19 protein-coding genes and 1 pseudogene are annotated in these 17309 nt (G+C 40.3%); 16 read left to right on the forward strand and 4 right to left on the reverse strand.

From position 1 onward, the window contains the following. Positions 1–87: 87 nt before the first annotated feature. Together ACFG4S_RS12680 and ACFG4S_RS12685 are read left to right on the forward strand one after the other, a co-directional pair. Positions 88–558 carry a DNA phosphorothioation-associated protein 4 gene (locus ACFG4S_RS12680; protein WP_392535140.1) on the forward strand — a complete coding sequence of 157 codons (471 nt, stop codon included), beginning with the start codon at positions 88–90 and terminating at the stop codon, positions 556–558. Positions 559–589: 31 nt separating this feature from the next. Continuing rightward, on the forward strand, positions 590–1531 hold the full coding sequence (locus ACFG4S_RS12685; RefSeq protein ID WP_392535141.1) for an HNH endonuclease: 942 nt from the start codon (positions 590–592) through the stop codon (positions 1529–1531). Here ACFG4S_RS12685 and ACFG4S_RS12690 read toward each other — a convergent pair whose 3' ends face one another. Then, positions 1532–3130, reverse strand: a complete 1599-nt coding sequence (locus ACFG4S_RS12690) for a DGQHR domain-containing protein (protein WP_392535142.1) — start codon at positions 3128–3130, stop codon at positions 1532–1534. It lies immediately after the preceding gene. A gap of 154 nt (positions 3131–3284) precedes the next feature. Here ACFG4S_RS12690 and dndC point away from each other — a divergent pair, with 154 nt between their 5' ends. The 5 genes and pseudogenes from dndC to ACFG4S_RS12715 form a co-directional block, all read left to right on the forward strand. After that, on the forward strand, positions 3285–4931 hold the full coding sequence (dndC, locus tag ACFG4S_RS12695; protein WP_392535143.1) for a DNA phosphorothioation system sulfurtransferase DndC: 1647 nt from the start codon (positions 3285–3287) through the stop codon (positions 4929–4931). Positions 4932–5009: 78 nt separating this feature from the next. Next, a complete protein-coding gene (locus tag ACFG4S_RS12700; RefSeq protein ID WP_392535144.1) occupies positions 5010–5630 on the forward strand; it encodes a Uma2 family endonuclease in 621 nt (206 codons plus the stop codon). Positions 5631–5810: 180 nt separating this feature from the next. After that, positions 5811–7799: a DNA sulfur modification protein DndD gene (gene dndD / locus ACFG4S_RS12705; protein WP_392535145.1), complete on the forward strand. Its 1989-nt coding sequence runs from the start codon at positions 5811–5813 to the stop codon at positions 7797–7799. A 65-nt stretch (positions 7800–7864) separates the two neighbouring features. Then, positions 7865–8116: a hypothetical protein gene (locus ACFG4S_RS12710; RefSeq protein WP_392535146.1), complete on the forward strand. Its 252-nt coding sequence runs from the start codon at positions 7865–7867 to the stop codon at positions 8114–8116. Continuing rightward, a pseudogene (locus ACFG4S_RS12715) lies at positions 8113–8172 on the forward strand (type II toxin-antitoxin system PemK/MazF family toxin); the annotation flags it as partial. The gene ACFG4S_RS12710 and the pseudogene ACFG4S_RS12715, both read left to right, overlap by 4 nt. 53 nt (positions 8173–8225) lie before the next feature. Here the strand turns inward: ACFG4S_RS12715 and ACFG4S_RS12720 are convergent. Next, positions 8226–8732, reverse strand: coding sequence for a pentapeptide repeat-containing protein (locus ACFG4S_RS12720; protein ID WP_392535147.1), 507 nt, complete (start codon positions 8730–8732; stop codon positions 8226–8228). 78 nt (positions 8733–8810) lie between these two features. On the opposite strand from ACFG4S_RS12720, the gene ACFG4S_RS12725 reads away from it, so the two are divergent. The 9 genes from ACFG4S_RS12725 to argC all read left to right on the forward strand — a co-directional run bounded on the left by ACFG4S_RS12725 (position 8811) and on the right by argC (position 15891). Next, positions 8811–9041, forward strand: a complete 231-nt coding sequence (locus ACFG4S_RS12725; protein WP_392535148.1) for a type II toxin-antitoxin system PemK/MazF family toxin — start codon at positions 8811–8813, stop codon at positions 9039–9041. A 30-nt stretch (positions 9042–9071) separates the two neighbouring features. Continuing rightward, entirely contained in the window at positions 9072–9458 is a 387-nt protein-coding gene (gene dndE / locus ACFG4S_RS12730) for a DNA sulfur modification protein DndE (RefSeq protein WP_392535149.1), read from the forward strand. A gap of 51 nt (positions 9459–9509) precedes the next feature. Next, entirely contained in the window at positions 9510–10973 is a 1464-nt protein-coding gene (locus ACFG4S_RS12735) for a DNA phosphorothioation-associated putative methyltransferase (RefSeq protein WP_392535150.1), read from the forward strand. A 143-nt stretch (positions 10974–11116) separates the two neighbouring features. Beyond that, the gene (locus tag ACFG4S_RS12740; protein ID WP_392535151.1) at positions 11117–12418 is read left to right on the forward strand and encodes an AmpG family muropeptide MFS transporter; all 1302 of its coding nucleotides are present in this window, start codon (positions 11117–11119) and stop codon (positions 12416–12418) included. Continuing rightward, positions 12403–12810: an ABC transporter permease gene (locus ACFG4S_RS12745; protein ID WP_392535152.1), complete on the forward strand. Its 408-nt coding sequence runs from the start codon at positions 12403–12405 to the stop codon at positions 12808–12810. Before ACFG4S_RS12740 ends, ACFG4S_RS12745 begins: the two co-directional genes overlap by 16 nt. A 213-nt stretch (positions 12811–13023) precedes the next feature. Then, positions 13024–13221, forward strand: coding sequence for a hypothetical protein (locus tag ACFG4S_RS12750; RefSeq protein ID WP_392535153.1), 198 nt, complete (start codon positions 13024–13026; stop codon positions 13219–13221). Continuing rightward, positions 13214–13720 carry a GNAT family N-acetyltransferase gene (locus tag ACFG4S_RS12755; protein WP_392535154.1) on the forward strand — a complete coding sequence of 169 codons (507 nt, stop codon included), beginning with the start codon at positions 13214–13216 and terminating at the stop codon, positions 13718–13720. Before ACFG4S_RS12750 ends, ACFG4S_RS12755 begins: the two co-directional genes overlap by 8 nt. Before the next feature lie 174 nt (positions 13721–13894). Continuing rightward, the gene (locus ACFG4S_RS12760) at positions 13895–14653 is read left to right on the forward strand and encodes a HEAT repeat domain-containing protein (protein ID WP_392535155.1); all 759 of its coding nucleotides are present in this window, start codon (positions 13895–13897) and stop codon (positions 14651–14653) included. Positions 14654–14916: 263 nt separating this feature from the next. Continuing rightward, complete coding sequence (gene argC, locus ACFG4S_RS12765) at positions 14917–15891, forward strand: N-acetyl-gamma-glutamyl-phosphate reductase (RefSeq protein ID WP_392535156.1); 975 nt, start codon at positions 14917–14919, stop codon at positions 15889–15891. Between the two features lie 210 nt (positions 15892–16101). Here the strand turns inward: argC and ACFG4S_RS12770 are convergent, their stop codons facing one another. Then, the gene (locus tag ACFG4S_RS12770) at positions 16102–16497 is read right to left on the reverse strand and encodes a hypothetical protein (RefSeq protein WP_392535157.1); all 396 of its coding nucleotides are present in this window, start codon (positions 16495–16497) and stop codon (positions 16102–16104) included. A gap of 45 nt (positions 16498–16542) precedes the next feature. Next, positions 16543–17229: a hypothetical protein gene (locus tag ACFG4S_RS12775; RefSeq protein ID WP_392535158.1), complete on the reverse strand. Its 687-nt coding sequence runs from the start codon at positions 17227–17229 to the stop codon at positions 16543–16545. Positions 17230–17309 lie beyond the last annotated feature (80 nt).

A 17309-nucleotide genomic window follows, 5' to 3' on the forward strand; every position in this document is an offset into this window, starting at 1 on the left:
CATTACTAAAAGTATAAAATAATCCATCAAAAAGTGCGATCGCTTTCAGCTTTCGGTTAAAATAGCAACACGTTAGATATTAAAACAATGGCTGCAAACAGAATCAGGGTTGCTAAAGATAAGGCTGAGTTGGTGAAATCTCTAGTCGCATCAAAAGATACAACTGGCCCTTTTCAGACTTATGTAGAAGTTATGGTGTTTGCAGCAGCATTGGGCGTTAAATATAAAAAGCGCGTTCCTTTGGGAGAAACTACAAAAAGAGAACCATCTCCAATTCCCCAAGAAAATTTTGCTTCATTGGGATATGACCTAATTATTAAATTATTAGGAATCAATGAAACTAAAGATATCAACATACTTTCATCTAGAGAAGAACAAGATGAAGATAAACGTACTCAAATATTTGAAGAGTATGCTAACGCAGGACTGGAAATTTTACAAAGTGAGTTGCGTGGTTCTGTTGACTACTCAGAGCGACTTCTATTAGTTCTTATTTCTGAAAGAGGAACAAAAGAACAGCTAGAAGAAGAATTTGACCTCAGTAAATTCTTAAAATGATTTTTTTGCTTGCTTAATTAAGTTATTAAATATGAAAAATATAGCATATTATTGTAAACGCTTTGCTGAATTAAATGTGAGTAGTAGCCGGAAGCGTGGTAATGCTCAATATAAACCAATATTACTTTTATCTGTAATTGATTTAATTGCGCGAGGTATCATTACTACTAACGAGATTCGGGTTTCAGACGAATTAGTTCAAACATTTGAGAGGTATTGGAATGTAATCGGTTCTCCATCTTACAAAGGTGGTTTACACTATCCTTTCTTTCATCTGCAAAATGAAGGCTTTTGGTACTTGAAATTTAAGCCTGAATTTAATGGGTTACAGCCAAAAACAATTAACAAGCTAAAGGAGGCTGTTGAATACGCATATCTAGACAGTGAATTATTTAAGTTTTTGCAAGATGAGTTTTGCAGAAAAGAACTAATTGATGCACTTGTGGCAGCTTTATTTTCTGATAATGAAAATGATTTAGAACCTATTTTACAAATAAATCAAACTTTTCAAGATGACGCGGTAGAGATAGAACAATTAATTGAAACAGGAGATTTAGAGACTAATCCAAGGTGGGGCTTGAAACGAGCAGTTATTAGAAATGCTTTTTTTAGGAAAGCAATTGTACACGTTTATGATTACAGATGTGCCTTTTGTGGGTTAAAAGTAACTAAAAAAATCAATCAAAATATTGTGGATGGCGCACACATCAAACCATTTTCACAATTTTATAATAACAAAATCCATAATGGAATTGCTTTTTGCAAAAATCATCATTGGGCATTTGACAGGGGTTGGTTTGCTGTAGATGAACAATACAAAATTATAGTTAGTAATGATTTGGAAGAAGCATCTCCCCATGCTAAACCTATGAAAGATTTTGATGGTGAAACAATACTTCTACCAAATACAGAGCAACATTTTCCAGAACAGGAAGCGCTGCAATGGCATCGCCAAAATATATTTCAAGCATAATTACAGGATAGGTGGAAGTCCTACAGCTTTCGGTTCAACAAACTCCCCATCAAAACCTATTGTTTTATTTTCAACAGTCCTAGCATCAGCCAAAGCTTTACGAAGTTCAGCACGTTCCATCTGTTCCTGAATTGCACCCAGGATGTAAACTAATAACTTCGCCGCCAAATCTCGCCCAGCAACCTGCACTCGCTTTTTATTTGGGTCATATAAAACCCCATACCAGAGAGATTGGGGATATTCCATACCACTAAAACCACCTTGCTGGTCAAACTTCCGCAGTTTCTTAAAAATATCTACGAGGGAAAAACCTTTTTTAAAAACCAAAATTCCCAAAGCTTGCGCTAATGCAACTTGGGCAACTGGACGGAAAAGCATATTTCCTTCACCTCCATCTTTCTCAAAGCTGAAGCGCCGCAAAGCTGGTGTATCCTCGTGTTCTAAAATTTTATAACTAGAAAGACTAGCCAAAGAATCAAATAGCTTTTTAAATTCCTCAATTCCCTGCTCAAGTTCTTCATCCTCTGGACGCATGGGAATTAGACCTTTTTCTAAAGGTTTCCAGTGAGGAAACTTATGAACTAAATATCGCTCAGACATATCTTGTAGAGCTTGCAAAGTGGTCAAAACTGTAGAATTGGAGGCTACTGTTGCACTATTCCAATTAACACGGGGATTGCGCTCTTGTCGTTGTTCTAATAGTGGATGTGTAACTGCAATTTTTCTAGCAACGATCGCAAAACCATCATCTTCATTCAACTGTGTTAACTGACCTTTAGTCAAGGGTGCAGCCATCAGGTTGACATGAACAAAAATCGATCTCACCCTCCGCCTTGCCTCGGTGCGAGTTTCCCCAGCCGCTACCGCACAGATGAACTCAATACCAATTTTTTCCTTGGGTAAATTTTGCAAGTAAGCAAGGTCTACTTGGTACTTTTCTATCAAATCATTAACTGTAATAAAACTGTCATCAGCACCTTTATCTTTTTTATAGCGCTGGAGTTTGCGAGTTTTAATTAACTCCATCAACCCCTGTACACCCATTAATCGGTGTTGACCATCTAGTGCATAAATAGTTACATCATCCTCAGAAATATTTAGCAGACCTACTTTAGCGTCTTTATCTAAAGGTATAAAATCAGTAGTAGACTTTGTGGCGCGTCCTTCGCTATCCCACTCAGCAGCTTTAGGATTATCCACCCACGGTTGATTAATTACTACCAACACTGGCGGAAACTTATGGTTGTGTCGAGCCGCCAAATACTGCACTAGTGGCGCTTGACGTGACCAATCAAGGGGACGCTGTTGAATTTCATCAATACTATCCGCGTCAATCTCGACATTATCAGTCTCAGGATTATACTTTTTTTGAAACAGAGGTAAGCCAGAGGCGAAGTGAACCCGGCCTGCGAACCATTCCAGTGTAACAGAGCTAACATAAGCCTCAGTACCACCCATTTCGGTTTTTTGAACGAGAATCTGATCTTTTCTCCCTAAAAACTTCTCTAGGAGTAAAGCTAGTACTTGTTTTTCCTTGTTTTCGCGTTCCAGGTATTCTCTAGCGATGTCAGCAGTGGGGTCAGATGCACTATCTTTCATGTTAAATTTTAAAAACAGAATAGGATTATGTCGTTTAATTATCCAAAAATTTGGATATTAGTAGTAAAGTTTTTAAAAACTTTTTTCAACGTATTTTGTAAATTCTGTCTGTGTAGCCCGAATATTACGCCAGTGTTTCCAGAGAGAAGGAGAAATGACTACAGCACAACAACCAGAAAAGATAGTTCAGCAAACACGTACTGTAGCAGAGTTAGTGGACTACATCCAAGCTCTCACCATTGAAATTCAAGAATTGTATTGTTTGGATCAGATCCCTTGGGTGGTGGGCTATTCGGGGGGCAAAGATAGTACTGCCACTTTACAGCTTATCTGGAATGCGATCGCAGCCCTACCAGTTGAAAAGCGAAAAAAGACTATTCATGTTATTACAACTGACACACTAGTAGAAAACCCTGTAGTCTCTGTTTGGGTACGCAAATCCTTAGAAAGGATGAAGCTTGCTGCTCAAGAACAGAAAATGCCCATTGAACCCCATTTATTACACCCAGAAATCAAAGAGACATTCTGGGTAAGTTTGATTGGTAAAGGTTATCCAACACCACGAGGAAAATTTCGTTGGTGTACAGACCGTCTAAAAATTCATCCTTCTAACCACTTTATCCGTGATGTGGTTAGAGTAAATGGGGAAGTTATTCTTATTTTAGGTACTCGCAAAGCTGAAAGTATTAAACGTGCTATCTCAATGGAAAAGCATCAAGCAGGTAGCCTAAAAGATCATCTTATTTCTGATTCAACTTCACCGACATCTTTGCTTTACCATAGTGCAAGCTTGCCTAATTCTTTAATTTATAGCCCTATTGAAGATTGGCGTACTGATGAAGTTTGGATTTACCTAAATCAATGGCAAAATCCTTGGGGATATAGCAACAAAGACTTATTCACTATGTATAGAGGTGCCACAGCAGATAATGAATGTCCTCTAGTTGTTGATACTTCTACTGCTAGTTGTGGTGATTCTAGATTTGGCTGTTGGGTTTGCACAATTGTTAGTAAAGATAAATCAATGGAGGCAATGATTCAAAATGATGAAGAAAAAGAATGGATGCAGCCTCTATTAGATATTCGCAATGAATTAGATAATAGAGATGACCGCGATAAAAGAGACTTCCGTCGCATCTGGGGAGAAGTCCAACTTTTTGAACGTCATGTAGATGGTGAAACTTCTATTGAACCAATTCACGGTCCCTATACCAAATATTGGCGGGAACATTGGCTCAGACGATTATTAGAAGCGCAAACAAAAACCCGTCGTACAGCGCCAGAAAATATGCGCGATATCACCCTAATTACTCTAGAAGAAATGAGCGAAATTCGCCGCATTTGGCTAGAAGACAAACATGAATTTGATGATAGCTTACCCCGGATTTATCAAGAAGTGACAGGCGAAGAATTTCAAGATCCCCGTCCTGGTGCTGACTATAGCCTACTAGGTCGTGATGAATGGATAGTATTAGAAGAAATCTGTGAAGGTGACGCGATGCACTTGGAACTCATGGCAAAACTGTTAGACACAGAACGCCAGTATCGCAAAAAAACTCGTCGCGTGGGGATATACGAAACCCTAGAAAAATGTTTTAATACGAGTTCTCGTTCTCCAGAAGATGCGATTAAAAATGCTCGTTTGAAACGTGAATTAAGCGAAGCAGTTAGTCAAGGTGATGTTGCAAAAGTAAAGCAGATGACTTTGGGCGATGTTGCAGCAATCAATGAAATAGATGAAGGTAAAACTGATGAACAGGTAACTTGGGCAAGTATGAAATTTAAAAAGGAAAATTCATAATAATAGAAGACGGGAGTCAACCCAACTACTTAAAGAACGCTTGACAAAGTTTGATTATCTTAAAACAAGCGAGGTTATATGATTCAAGCCACACACAAATTAGTAAATTTTGAAGATTTTGCAGCTTGGCGGCCTGAGGGTGGCAGATACGAATTACATGATGGCGTGATTGTTGAAATGGCTCAACCAGTGGGAGATCATGAGGATGTTGTTGGTTTTTTGGCGCTAAATATATCTATCGAAATTGGGCGACAAAAACTTCCTTACTTCATTCCAAAAACTGTATTAGTCAAGCCATTTGAAAGTGAATCAGCTTATTCACCAGACATATTAATAATCCATCGACCAAATTTAGTAAATGAGCCTTTATGGAAAAAGGAATCAACTGTATCTCAAGCTGCATCTATTCCCTTAGTTATTGAAGTTGTTAGTACTAATTGGCGAGATGATTACTACAAAAAATTAGCTGATTATGAGGCTATAGGTATTCCCGAATATTGGATTATAGATTACGCGGCTATAGGTGCTAGGAAGTTTATTGGCAATCCTAAACTGCCTACTATATCCATTTATCAATTAATTGATGGTGAGTACCAAGTTACTCAATTTAAAGGCGATACCCATATTGTCTCGCCTACTTTCCCAGAATTGAATTTAACCGCCGAACAGATTTTTCAAGCTGGAGGTGTGCAAATCTAGCCACGCTTACCAACACCGAGACAGATACAATCGCATTTCTTAACAGTTAGTGATGGTATTATCTATATTTCATAGACAATATGTCAGACAAAACCATCTAATTAATTTTATCTGATTCCTTTCATCACAAACTTTCTGCTTCTGCGATCGCTGTTGAACTCATGTTAATCTTAAAAATCAATGATATTTCTTGAACTCGTTTTACAAAACTTTGGCCCCTACAGTGGGAAACAAGTAATCAATCTTAACCCAAAAATTGATGAGGAAAGCTCACACCCAATTATCTTATTAGGTGGGATGAATGGCGGCGGGAAAACTACCCTTATGGATGCCATTCGTCTCGCCCTTTATGGCGCTCGTGCCCAATGTTCTACCCGTGGTAATTTAAGTTATAGCGATTTTCTCAATCAATGTGTTAACAACAAAATAGATCCAGTTCTAGATACCCGGATTGAATTACTTTTTGAACATATTGAAAACGATAAGCCAATAAAATACCGTGTTGTTCGTAGCTGGACAAAAAATCCTAAAGACGGTAAAGATACATTAGGTATTTTAGGTGACAGCGATACCTGGCCTGATGCTTTAGTTAATATCTGGGATGAGTATATTGAAAATCTCCTACCATTAGGTATTTCTAACTTATTTCTCTTTGATGGTGAACAAGTTAAAGAACTCGCAGAACAAGAAACACCACCACCAGTTGTAGTAGATGCAATTCGTGGACTTTTAGGTTTAGAGTTAGCAGACCGTTTAGCAGTTGATTTAGATATCTTAGTTAACCGTAAACTTAAAGAAGTTGGTAATAGTAAAGATTTAGCAAATCTAGAAGAAATTGAAACTAGGTTAACCCAACAGCAAGAAGATTATCAAACCACAGAAGAGAAAGTAGAAATTCTCAAAAATCAGGTAGAAGAATTAGAACAAAAGCAGCAAGAAGCCTTTGATAAATTCATTTCTGAAGGTGGGAAGATTGCAGCCGAACGCAATCAGCTAGAATTACAACAGAATACAAAAACTGCGGAAATTGAACAAGTACGTCAGTCAATGTGTGAATTGGCGGCTGATGTTTTACCTCTGGCTTTAATTCCGAATTTGCTTAATCAGGCGCAAACACAGGGAGAAAAAGAATTTCGGCATCAACAGGTACAAATTTCTAAAGATTTATTAATTGAACGAGATCAGCGTTTACTCACTTGGCTAAATCAAGTAGAAATTTCTCCGGTAGAAGTTGAAAAAATCCAATCCTTTTTAATCCAAGATGTAGATAGTTTATATGCAAAGACTATCCAGACAGAAGCACCTTGGCTATTAGCCGATGATGAGACTTTGAGTCAGCTAGATAATCTTATATATCACTTACAAAATTCTAAACTTTCTGCAAAAGAAAAATTAGCTATTCTCAAAAATAAGGAAGAAGAAATTCATACTCTAGAAAGGCAAGTGCAAACAGCAGCAGCACCAGAAGATTATACAAAGCTGCGTCAAGCACTAGAAACGGCACAAAATCAAGTTGTTGAAGCTAAAGCAAATTACGAAACAAGCCGCCGCCGTTTAACTGAATTAGAAACTATTATTGCCAAGTCAAAGAGAGAATTAAGTGATTATACTGTAGAAAATATTAAGCATAAAAATAGCGAACATATTATTACCTCTGCGGCTAAAGTTCAAAACACGCTCAAGATTTTTCGTGAAAAATTAACCTTGAGAAAGCTCAATAAATTAGAGGAAGAAGTTAAAAATTGCTTCCTTTATCTCCTCCATAAATCAGACTTAGTGCATCGTATCACTATTGATACTAAGACTTTTAGCCTTTTGCTTTACGATTTAAATGGTAAACCTGTACCGAAACATCGCCTTTCTGCTGGCGAAAAACAACTACTTGCGATCGCATTCCTCTGGGGTTTAGCCAAAGTATCTGGACACCGCTTACCAGTAGCCATCGATACGCCACTAGGTAGACTAGACTCCTCTCACCGCATTAACTTAGTTGAACGTTACTTTCCATCCGCCAGCCATCAAGTAATTTTGTTATCTACGGATACTGAGATTGGAAAGAAAGAAGTAGAAACACTGCGAGAAAATGAAGCGATCGCTCGTGAATATCTGCTCAAATACGACTCTTCTACCCGCCAAACAACAGTAGTAGAAAATCAATATTTTTGGTAGTAGAGATCGTCTAAAAAAGATATTTACAATATATATAACGATCCTTGGAAAGTAGATAAGCAACTATGAACTCACCACATGTACTAAAAATAGAGCGTGAACTACGTGCTTTGTCATTAGAAGAACTAGAATGGCTCTTAAAACTTATGACAAGACAAGTGCAAGAAAGGAAGCAAATATCAAATAACTTTACTGATGTAAAATATATGAATGAACAACTAGCTGCAATGGCTAGTGATTTAGATATACAGGCAGAAATTGCCTCGATCAATAATGAATTTGGTGTTACAGAAATGGATGGTCTAGAAAATCTGTGAGTATCAATAGAGGAGAAATATATTTTTTCAATCTCAATCCAGTACTGGGTCGAAAACAGGTAGGAACAAGACCGATTTTAGTATTATCTATAGACGTTTGGTTTCCACTTCACTCAATCCAATCAGGTCCTTTGAAGAAACTTCCGTCCTCCCGAAAAGTTTTACATACCAAAACACCTTCTCCGAGAGGAGGGAAATTTTTAGCCCCCCTGAAGTCAGTTTTTATGAATTTGGCAGTACCACCAATCACTGCTCTATAGAGGTTAGCCCCATCAAATATAGCAGCAGTCAAGATAGCATCATTAAGATTGGCATTGGAGAAGTCAGTGTCAATGCAATCAGCACCACTCAAGTCAACTCCTCGCAAATTGGCATAACTGAGATTGGCATTAGTGAGGTTAACACAAAGCATTTTGGCTCCTCTCAAGATGGCATGGCTCAGATTGGAGCCACTCAAATCAACACCTATCAAATCGGCTCCGCTAAAGTCAATTTCCCGCAAATCTTCTCCATCCAGCCCGGACGAACTGATTCTAAGTCCAGCAAAGTCTCTCTCGCCAGCCGCATATCTCTTAAGCAACTTTCGACGATCAATAAACTTTCTTTCATCTTCCATGATTTACCTCTTGCATCAACCGACACATATAAAGATAACTCACTCAATCTCTGGATAGACGCTATCAACTAATTACCTTTGGTTGTAACTGTAGTTGTCGGTACGAAAGGAACAAATATTAAGTATGATTATCCAACTAATATACGAGTATCTCCAAGTGACAGTGGATTGCGACTAGAAACAGTATTTTTATGTTTTCAAATTCGTTCTTTAGATCAAAATCGCTTTCCTGCTGACCCAGTTGGCAAGATTTCTGACTCAAAGATGATTGAAGTCGAAACTGCGGTTCGCTACTGCTTGGGTTTATGAACGAAAACTACCTCAATTTTTAGGAAGATAATGGAATCCCCAATCGAAAGAATAAAACTCTCTCAAACAGCTAAAGACCAACTTACCAAACTTAAGCGCAGCACAAAAATCGACCAATGGAATATCCTATGCCGTTGGGCGTTTTGCCGTTCCCTCGCAGAAGCAACCGCACCCTCCCCCGTCCCAATTCCCCAGGATAGCAATGTCGAAATGACTTGGCGCGTCTTTGGCGGCGAAATGTCCGATATACTCCTCCTCGCCCTAAAGCAACGCTGTCATAATGATGGTTATCCCACCGACAAAGAAACTTTAGCCACCCAATTCCGCTTACATTTGCATCGCGGTATTGGTTATTTAGCAGGCGATCCAAATATCAAGAAAATTGAAGATTTAATTGAACTGGCGGTTAAAAATTGAAAGGATATTAGTTGACTGTTAACTGTTCACTGTTAACTGACAACTAATATTATGCCTGAAGCGCTAGAAATTGAGCGTCATCGAGCTGCGATCGCTCGCATTGATATATCTCGCCCTGTGCGATTGGCTATAGAAGGGTCAATCCTCAATCTCAATCAAGACACAACTTTTTTTGACTACGGCTGCGGCTATGGTGGTGATGTTCAGCGAGTAAAAAACTTAGGCTACACCAGCGCAGGTTGGGACCCTTACTACTATCCTGATGTAGCACGCACCCCCGCCGATGTGGTTAACCTGGGCTATGTCCTCAACGTCATTGAAGACTCAGAGGAACGCCGTCAAAGCCTAATCCAAGCTTGGGAACTCACCGGGAAAGTTTTAATTGTCGCGGCTCAAATCCTGATTAACGCTCCCAGTAAAACCCAACTTGCTTACAATGATGGCATTGTGACGCGCCGCAATACTTTTCAGAAATATTACGAACAGCAAGAACTCAAAACTTATATTGATGAAGTTCTAAATGTCGATGCAGTACCGATCGCACTAGGCGTTTACTTTGTTTTTCGAGATGAAGCTGAAAAAGAAAGTTACAAAGCTATCCGCTTCTTTTCTACCACCTTTACACCGCGAGTCCGCATTCCCGTTAAGCGGTTTGAAGACTATCAAGAACAGCTGCAACCATTAATGGCTTTCTTTACCAAACGCGGTAGATTACCTGTAAAAGGCGAATTGGAAAATGAACAGGAATTACTCAGCGAATTTGGTAACTTTCGCCGCGCCTTTGGTGTAGTTTTGCAAGCGACTGATGAGGCTGAATGGGATGCGATCGCTTATCGTCGTTCTCTGGATATCCAAGTTTATCTCGCCCTGACCCACTTTGATAAACGCCCTGCATGGCAGAAACTAGCCCCAGAAATGCGTCACGATATCAAAGCTTTTTTTAGTAGCTATGAAGAAGCTTGTCAAGTAGCCGACCAAAAACTTTTCAGCTTAGGGAAACCTGGGGTGATTAAAACTGCTTGCGAAAAAAGCAAAATTGGTAAACACACACGCGGTGCCCTTTACGTCCATGTTTCGGCATTAGCAGCACTTGACCCCATACTACGAATTTGTGAAGGTTGTGCTAGCCGCACCATTGGGCGTGTCGATGAAGCTACATTAATCAAATATCACACTGACAAGCCGCAAATATCCTATCTGTCTTACCCCGAATTCGATACCGATCCCCATCCGGCATTAAAAGCCAGCATCGGCATTGATTTAAAAACCCTAGTCGTCATTCATCGAGACTATGCAACTAGAGAAAATCCGCCGATTTTACACCGTAAGGAAACATTTGTTACCAACAACTACCCACGCTACGAAGAATTTGCTAAACTCACCCAACAAGAACAGAAATTAGGAATGCTCAAGGACAAAAGCGACATCGGCACTCGTGAAGGTTGGGAAAAATGCCTCGCTGCCCACAGAGTCGAAATCAGAGGGCATCAGGTTTATTCGATTAAGGAAAATTAAGGAACAATCACACTGTTAGAGTATTGCTGATATGTATCTTGAATAAAGAAAATCTTAGCAGGTTTGTATGCTTACACGAAATTAGACAGCAGTTATGGCAAGATAACTGCAATTCAACTAAATAACAAGGAATCTTCAAGATTGTGGAAGTAAATAAATCGCTGCTACGAATTTTTGGCAGCCCGAAGATGGGAGCTTTGTTATTTCTTGGCTTTTCATCAGGGTTGCCCTTGTATTTAACCAGTCAGACATTACAAGCCTGGTTGACCAAAGAAGGAATTAGCTTGGCAGCGATCGCCGCTTTTAGTTTAGTAAAGCTGCCCTATTCTTTAAAATTTCTCTGGTCGCCCTTACTAGATAGATTTGTACCGCCTTTTTTGGGGCGACGTAGAGGTTGGCTGGTAATTACACAAGTAGCATTACTGTTAAGTATAGCTGTAATGGCTCTACAACACCCATCCCAAGGGCTACAGCCTTTAATAATTGCTGCTGTAGCCGTTGCCTTTTTTAGCGCCAGCCAAGACATTTTAGTTGATGCTTACCGCACTGATGTCGTGGCAGTAGAAGAAAGAGGTGCTGGAGCATCTATTTACTTATTGGGTTATCGCATTGCCATTCTAGTAACCGGTTATGTCACCCTGTTTTTGGCAGATAGGATGCCTTGGCAAGCTGTTTACTTATTGATGTCGCTGTTGATGCTCGTAGGCTTGGTAAGTTCTATTTTTGCACCAGAACCAGTCCTGCGCGATCGCCCGCCTCAGACTTTATCCGCCGCCGTCAAATTACCCTTTATTGAATTTTTCCAGCGTCAGGGATGGTTACAAGGACTTTTAATCTTGGTATTCATTGTGATATACAAGTTGGGGGATTCCTTACTCAAGAATGTATCCACCCCATTTTTGTTAGATAAAGGCTTACATTTCACTCAAAGCGACATCGCATTTCCTGGTGCGCTAGGAATTTTCGCCACTATTATTGGCACCTTGGCAGCAGGAGCAGTTATGACCAAAATTGGTGTTAATCGCGCGCTCTGGATATTTGCCATAATGCAAGCTGTCGGTAACTTGGCTTTCTTTGCCTTAGCAATAGTAGGTAAAAACTTTTATCTAATGTTAGCTGCCGTCAATATAGAACAATTCTGTGCTGGTTTAGAAACAGCTGCTTTTGTCGCATTTTTGATGAGTCTTTGTAACCAAAGCTTTTCAGCTACACAGTACGCTTTGCTTTCCAGTTTACAGGCTTTTAGTAGAGATATTCTCACGGCTCCAGCAGGTGCATGGGCACAAAGTACTGGGTGGTCTACATTCTTTTTACTCACAGCAATAGCTGCTTTGCCAGGATTACTATTATTGCCATTCTTTGCCCCTTGGAATCCAAAGCCAGTGGTAGTATTATCCAGACCAGGATTTGATGATGAAGAAGAGGATATATGGGGAATCAAGTAGTTATTGCTGTCGGCACATTTATTCTCTTACTTACTGGTTTATTACTTGGCTATGTTCTCTCGCAGTTAGTTCTAGGATTCCTAGCATTTAACCTCCTAACTTTTTTTGGAACACTCAGCCTAATTTTAATTTTTGGTACACTTTATTACGTTTTATTTTGGCAGTTGCGAAGAGAGCAGTCTCGTTCATCATCATTGGATGAAGGCATACCAACCCAAGTAGAGGAGGATGTATCTGATAGCTATCTGAAAAACAGGCTCATTGCCAGGTTATCCGGTGATACAGCTGCTGCCGAAAGATTAATTGAACAGGCAAAAGAGAATTATCCTGGGATGCCAGAGAATTGGTATTGCGAGAGAGTGCTTGATGACTTGGAGGGCGATCGCTCATAGTGGGGACTGGGGACACTTCTCTGCGAGAGCCTGCGCCAACGACAAGCTCAGTGCATCGCTGGGGACTGGGGACAAGGAGATAAACAAAACTCTTAACTCAGCACTCTTTTGCCCAATTCCTATGCACAGAAATTGCTAAAATGGATCGAGAATACTTCACAAATCTTCAGCTAAGTTCTCATAAAACTTGGTAGCTCTCCTTGCAATTATAATATGGCTATTTTTCGTCAATACATTGCCCCACTGCTTGTTGTTTTGGTATTTGTCTTTGCCCTAGTCGCAGTCAGCGCCCGCATCTTCTTACCCTCGGATATGGCAGCACCAGCACCAATTGAAGAAGTAGGCATCAGTTATCAACCTACTCCAGCTGATTTACCAGCAGCACCAAACATCAATATCGTAAGTGTCTGAGCAATTTCTACCGGGGTATTCTATTCGCCGTGGCTCAACTTTGGATAGGTCGCTGCTGCTTAAATTCATGCAGCGAACTTACCAAGAGCTTTTTCCTAATCAGGATTTTTCCCACCTAGAGCAAACAGTTAAGCAATACTTTTCTAGCGATACGCCCTTGTGGTGGATCGATTTTTTGGATAAGGGAGAAAATTCTACCTCATCCCCCTCATCCCCTCATCCCCCCATCGGCTGCATCTGGCTAGGCAATGCCATAGATCAAGTACAGGGTAACCGTCACGCTCACATCTTTGTCCTCTATGTTGTGCCAGAACATCGACGGCGAGGTATTGGTACAGCCTTGATGCAATATGTGGAAAATTGGGCTATTCAAAGAGGCGATCGCCAAATCGGATTACAAGTTTTTCAATCAAACAAACCCGCCTTAAATCTTTATAATCAGTTAGGTTATCAAACCCAATCCCTATGGATGGTAAAATTCCTGAGTCCAGAAAAATAAATTAGAGGATACCAATAAGATATTTTAGCCCCTGAATTATGGCGGTTCTCGTTTGCATCAAACTCAACGAGGTAGAACAAAAAGTGTACAATAACGCAACTAATATATATAAAGCTTTAACTTATTGGCGCGGGGGATTATGTGTTAATCCCCAAAAGGGATTGAGATGAAATTATGTATGACGAAGACGATCTAAGCCTACTTGATGCAGAGGAGGAGCTAGAAAGCCCCTTAGATAAAATAGAGCCGCTAACTGCCGAATCAGTTGTGGTTAAGCCCGATCCACAAGTGATGCTAGCCCTGCTGGAAAATCCCCAGCCTAAGCAGCGAATGCTTGCGGCGCGTGCTTTTTGTGATATTGAAGATGCCCGTGCTATCCCCCATCTAATTCGCCTGTTAACTGATACCTGCCCCTTAGTTCGGGTAAGTGCAGCATATGCCGTCGGACGCAATCCCAGTTCCGAAGCAGTGATTCCGTTAATTGCTCAACTCAACAGTGATTGGAATGGCTATGTACGTAAAGGCATTGTTTGGGCTTTAGGAAACTGTCGCGATCGCCGTTCTCTAGCACCTCTAGCAGACGCTTTAAGAACAGACATTTCCGCTGTACGTTTGTGGTCTGCTAGCGCCTTAGCACAGATGGCAGGAGTGGGTTATGAAGCAGTTATAGGGGCAATACCACCATTAATTGAAGCCTTAGTCCAAGATCCAGTAGCAGCAGTCCGAAGTAACTCCGCTTGGGCAATTGGTCAACTTTGCCGTGAACTCCCTTCTAACGTAGTTTATGCCACAGCGATCGATGCTTTAATTCAAGCCTTCGCCGAAGACCAAGATTTGGGAGTACGAGAAGACTCCAAAGCCTCACTCTTGGGAGTGGGCGATCCCCGGGGCTTGCAGCTAATTGAAACCCTGGAACAAGAAGGGTGGTTTTGATTTCTACCCTATGCTACTCGTGACTTCACGTCATACTTAAGCGCTCCACATATTCGCTATCCTGGCGGTGATTGCACTTCAGATATTTGGATTTAATCCAATACTATGAAATTGCATAATTTGGGCGGTCATCTCGCCTACCCTACAAGCAGTAGTAATTTATTTCTTGGTAATCCCTAATTATGAATTATAAATTTTGAATTATTCTATCAAGTAGGTATTGATGAATCAAAATACCACTCATACATTAGGATGCTGGGCGCATGACTACTAAACCTAAAATTTTTATTGATGGGGAATCGGGAACCACAGGCTTACAAATTTACTCACGCCTTAACCAACGAGATGACATCGAGTTAGTTAGCATTGATGCATCTAAACGGAAAGATGCAAGTGAGCGAGCTAAACTTCTTAATGCTGTGGATGTTGTCATTCTTTGCTTGCCTGATGACGCCGCCCTCGAAGCTGTTAGCTTAGTTAGTAGTAATACGGTTAAAATCCTGGATGCTAGTAGTGCCCATCGCACAGCTCAAGGCTGGGTATATGGTTTCCCTGAACTCAATCCAGGACAGCGAGAAAAAATTGCTAGTGCCCAGTTTGTTAGTAATCCAGGCTGTTATCCTACAGGATTCTTGGCTTGCATTCGTCCGTTGATTGCCAAAGGAATTTTAGACAGCAACTTTCCCATTACCATTAATGCAGTCTCAGGGTATTCTGGTGGTGGGAAGAATTTAATTCAGAAATACCATACTTTCCACGAAAAGCAAGCTAAGGGAGAGTCGCTTTATCCCTATGGTATCTACGGTTTGCAGTTTGGGCATAAGCACGTCAAGGAAATGCACAAGTATTCGGGGTTAGCATCGCCGCCGCTGTTTGTCCCCGCAGTCGGAGATTTTGAGCAGGGTATGTTAGTACAAGTCCCTTTACCGCTGGGGATTTTAGACAATCCGCCATCAGGTGAGGTAATCTATGAAGCGATCGCCCAATACTATCAAAGTGAAAAGTTTGTCCAGGTTATTCCATTGGGAGAACCGACTTTTCTCAGAGATGGAACATTTTTGGATGCAACGGCAATGAATGATACCAACTTTGTTCAGGTTTTTGTTTTTGCCAATGATACCACCAAAGAAGTGTTACTAGTTGCTCGTCTTGACAACTTAGGCAAAGGTGCATCGGGAGCTGCAATTCAAAATCTGAACATCATGCTGGGTTTTCCAGAAGAGTTGGGATTGTCATAATGATTAGGGATACTTCTCTGCGAGAGGCTGCGCCAACGACAAGCTCAGTGCATCGCTAGGGATTGGGGAAAACTTGGGTAATCAGACCCCAACCAAATCTGTTCGCGCAGCATCTCCTGATTAATGACCCGATGGAATATGGTTGTTCCATCAGTCATTAGATTTCTCATGAACTGACAGCAACTGCTTATTTGTCCTCAGATACCGAAACTAGTTTAGTTTAGCTTGTTTTGAAATCCGTCTAGTTATTTTAACTTCTTGCTTGATTTTCTCTGCTTGATCTTGAAATTCTTCTGCTAATTCTTCAAGATTATTTGCTATTGACAAAACCTCTAGGGCTAACTGTTTCTTCTGCGCTGATTTCCGATCGTATTTTTGAGAGGCTTCTGTAATTTCAGAAAAAATATTTTTGTATTCTTCAGGTGGATTTTCCAACCACTCCTCAAACTCGCTTTGCAGTTTTTGAAGAATGACAATAGTTTTTTCCCAGGATATTTTAAGACGCATATCTAACGTCTTAATCTCCTGCATTTTTGCCTTTAGTTGTTTGGTATTGTTTACTCCAGCTAACTCATAGACTTTAGCTTTTAGCCCTTGAAGTTTCATGATTACTATCGAACGTCCCCAATTTACAGCATTTTATCGATTTGCTTATTTGAATTTCTGATAAAGTTTTTCATTCTCTTCACGAAGACGCTGACTCTCTTGAAGTAACTTAGCAATTTGCTGTTTCTGCTGTTCAATTAAAACTATTGCTTCGTCCCTTTGCTGCTTATACCGTTTGGTATGGGCAACTTTTCCACCTAAACTCTGATTATTCTTAGCTAATTCTTGTCTTCGTTTCTCAACCGCATTGTACTTCTTTTTAAGCTGCTCTAGTTCTGTAACCAGTTCAGTCTTAGCTTTATTATTTTCAGCTTCAGATCGTAAGGCTTCATTTTCAGCTTCTAGTGAGGAAACTCGTGCTTCTAATCTCTTAATTTCTTTATCTTTACCAAATAGTTTCTCTTGTAATGCTTTGATCAGACTCAGCAGCTTAGATTTTTGTTGATCTTGTTCATGACTAACTGCTTCAAGCTCATTAGCGCGATCGCGCAGACGACCAGCCCGATTCTGTAGAACTTTGGCTGTACATTCGTACTTAATAATCGCAATAATTCTGCTACGCTCTGGTTCATCGAGTTGTTGAACTTCAGGGCTACGCCAAAGATCATCGTAGTTGGTACAATCATGGCGTAGCTCCTGGGTTTTGACGTGTTTAGGATCTGCAATTAACTCAGAGTTTTTCAGCCGAACTCGGTCATGCCAGTAGTCAAACAATGCCTTGCTGTCGTCCATGATTGTGCGATCGCTTGTAAAGTATCTATTTATCCTTAAACATAGAGTAAGTGGAAGCTGACATGTAGCCTTATTTACTT

The sequence above is a fragment of the Nostoc sp. C117 genome, assembly GCF_043099735.1.
Taxonomy (GTDB): Bacteria; Cyanobacteriota; Cyanobacteriia; order Cyanobacteriales; family Nostocaceae; genus Nostoc.

Bases quoted from the DNA above. Each gene is read 5' to 3' on its own strand.
- ACFG4S_RS12700 (WP_392535144.1), top strand. From the start codon at position 5,010: ATGATTCAAGCCACACACAAATTAGTAAATTTTGAAGATTTTGCAGCT.
- ACFG4S_RS12770 (WP_392535157.1), bottom strand. From the start codon at position 16,497: ATGAAACTTCAAGGGCTAAAAGCTAAAGTCTATGAGTTAGCTGGAGTA.
- ACFG4S_RS12760 (WP_392535155.1), top strand. From the start codon at position 13,895: ATGTATGACGAAGACGATCTAAGCCTACTTGATGCAGAGGAGGAGCTA.
- ACFG4S_RS12750 (WP_392535153.1), top strand. From the start codon at position 13,024: ATGGCTATTTTTCGTCAATACATTGCCCCACTGCTTGTTGTTTTGGTA.
- dndE (WP_392535149.1), top strand. From the start codon at position 9,072: ATGGAATCCCCAATCGAAAGAATAAAACTCTCTCAAACAGCTAAAGAC.
- ACFG4S_RS12685 (WP_392535141.1), top strand. From the start codon at position 590: ATGAAAAATATAGCATATTATTGTAAACGCTTTGCTGAATTAAATGTG.
- ACFG4S_RS12690 (WP_392535142.1), bottom strand. From the start codon at position 3,130: ATGAAAGATAGTGCATCTGACCCCACTGCTGACATCGCTAGAGAATAC.
- ACFG4S_RS12745 (WP_392535152.1), top strand. From the start codon at position 12,403: ATGGGGAATCAAGTAGTTATTGCTGTCGGCACATTTATTCTCTTACTT.
- ACFG4S_RS12735 (WP_392535150.1), top strand. From the start codon at position 9,510: ATGCCTGAAGCGCTAGAAATTGAGCGTCATCGAGCTGCGATCGCTCGC.
- ACFG4S_RS12775 (WP_392535158.1), bottom strand. From the start codon at position 17,229: ATGGACGACAGCAAGGCATTGTTTGACTACTGGCATGACCGAGTTCGG.
- argC (WP_392535156.1), top strand. From the start codon at position 14,917: ATGACTACTAAACCTAAAATTTTTATTGATGGGGAATCGGGAACCACA.
- ACFG4S_RS12710 (WP_392535146.1), top strand. From the start codon at position 7,865: ATGAACTCACCACATGTACTAAAAATAGAGCGTGAACTACGTGCTTTG.
- ACFG4S_RS12720 (WP_392535147.1), bottom strand. From the start codon at position 8,732: ATGGAAGATGAAAGAAAGTTTATTGATCGTCGAAAGTTGCTTAAGAGA.
- ACFG4S_RS12680 (WP_392535140.1), top strand. From the start codon at position 88: ATGGCTGCAAACAGAATCAGGGTTGCTAAAGATAAGGCTGAGTTGGTG.
- dndD (WP_392535145.1), top strand. From the start codon at position 5,811: ATGATATTTCTTGAACTCGTTTTACAAAACTTTGGCCCCTACAGTGGG.
- dndC (WP_392535143.1), top strand. From the start codon at position 3,285: ATGACTACAGCACAACAACCAGAAAAGATAGTTCAGCAAACACGTACT.